Here is a 274-nt window from a genome sequence, read left to right as displayed (position 1 = left end):
AAATCTTTCCCTTCTTTGTGCTCCTTCATAATGAGCTGGCAGTAGCGTGCGGCGGTGGTGAGCTGCATCTGATCCAGCGGCCCATAGTCACCCCACTTGTCGCGTTTTTTCCAGCTGTGAACGGTTGCAACTTTCTCGCCCAGCATTTCAGCAATGCGGGCTACGCGGTATCCCTGAAAGTACAGCAGCATGGCCTGCCGACGGGGATCGAGATCTGCGGGTGTCAGTGTGGTGTTCATGGCACAAACCTACAGCCTTGAATGAAGGCTTTCCC

The 274-nt window shown here is 54.7% G+C and carries 1 protein-coding gene; it reads right to left on the bottom strand.

Going from position 1 to position 274, the window contains the following annotated elements; genetic code table 11:
- A partial coding sequence (locus SB772_RS40840) for a terminase gpP N-terminus-related DNA-binding protein (protein ID WP_410838629.1) occupies positions 1–239 on the bottom strand: 239 nt, incomplete at its 3' end.
- Positions 240–274: the final 35 nt, after the last annotated feature.

Source organism: Paraburkholderia sp. SIMBA_030 (assembly GCF_046535245.1).
In the GTDB taxonomy this organism is placed as follows: domain Bacteria; phylum Pseudomonadota; class Gammaproteobacteria; order Burkholderiales; family Burkholderiaceae; genus Paraburkholderia.
This window is presented reverse-complemented; position numbering and strand designations above follow the sequence as displayed.